1 protein-coding gene is annotated in these 1384 nt (G+C 56.5%); it reads right to left on the bottom strand.

Going from position 1 to position 1384, the window contains the following annotated elements; all coding sequences use genetic code 11:
- Positions 1-1363 (bottom strand): thiamine pyrophosphate-binding protein (locus WA429_RS21055; RefSeq protein ID WP_336107888.1); only part of this gene is annotated, 1363 nt, incomplete at its 3' end.
- Positions 1364-1384 lie beyond the last annotated feature (21 nt).

Below are 1384 nucleotides of genomic sequence, written 5' to 3'. Positions count from 1 at the left end.
AGCGTGCCGCTGTCCAAAATGCCGACACCCCCATCAGGAAATCACCGTCGCCCAAAACCGCAACCGGAAGACGGTCGGTGTCACGCAGCGCAAGTGCAGCGCCCACCAACATGCCCGGACCAGATGCAATCCCAGCCCCACCGTCATAGCCCAGATAATCAAGCGGATGACGGAAGTGCCACAAATCGCCACCCCAGCTTAGCGGCAGGCGAACCAGCGAAACCACATCTTCGGACAGGGCGTCACCCAATGCAGCAGCCAGGCTGTCAACATCAAGCGGTGCTGTCTCGTCCGCGACCTTGCCTGTGCATTTTGCCGGCAGGTTTGCAGGGGCAGCGGTAGCACTAATTCTGGCTTCCTTGCAAAGTGCTTTAATCACGACGTCAGGTTCAGATGCGATATGCAAATCCGCCCGAACAGCTGCCTGATGGTCCATGCTCCAACCATTATGAAGCTGATGATCCAAAGACAGCTGAACAAGTTTGGCCGCTTCGGCACTCGAGCCTGCCTGTTTCAGCGTTCCGGCAACATCAACCCAATCAAAACTGACAATAAGGTCAGCTTCATTCAAAACCTTTGCGCCATCTGGCGACATAAAGAAGCCGGGTGCACCGGCATGCAATGGATGGTCTGTCGGGAACGCTGCACCAAGCTTGATATCGGTCAAGACACGCGCATTGAACTTTTCGGCAAGCGCGACACGCCGCCCCCAGTCTTCACCAGACCGCGACACCCGCCCCATCAGGAATACCGGTGATTTGGCGGTTTGCAGCAATGTGTGCAGCTCGACCAGCGTTTCGCGTGACGGTGCTGTTGGCGCAGGCAGGGCAAATCGGCTGACATCAGGCAACTTGGCCGGCTCGGTGATTTCTTCTTCCTGAACCGAGACATCAAAACAGACATAGACCGGTGCCATTGGTGCGGTTTTGGCGATTGTCGCACCGCGGATCATGGCTTCAAGCGAGGCCGGAAGCGATGCAGGTTGATCATCCCATTTGACATAGGGGCGCACCAAGGCAGCCTGATCACGAGACGTATGGATCCAGTCAATCCACGGGCGACGCTCAGCCGCATCAACCGGCCCGGTTGCCCCGAACACCAGGACGGGAACACGATCACACCAGGCGTTGTAAATCGACATGGTTGCATGCATCAAACCGACATTGGCATGCACAATGGCTGCCATCGGACGCCCCGTCACCTTCGCCCAACCATGGGCAATCGCGACGGTATGTTCTTCATGCAGACACAGCAGCATTCTCGGGTCTTCATTGCCCAGATGATTAACCAGACTGTCATGCAAACCACGGAAACTTGATCCGGGATTAAGGGCGACAAATTCAACATCCAGGGCACGCAGCATCTCAGCGATAAGATCGCTGCC

This window comes from Thalassospira sp. CH_XMU1420-2 (assembly GCF_037029325.1).
Classification (GTDB): Bacteria; Pseudomonadota; Alphaproteobacteria; order Rhodospirillales; family Thalassospiraceae; genus Thalassospira; species Thalassospira povalilytica.
This window is presented reverse-complemented; position numbering and strand designations above follow the sequence as displayed.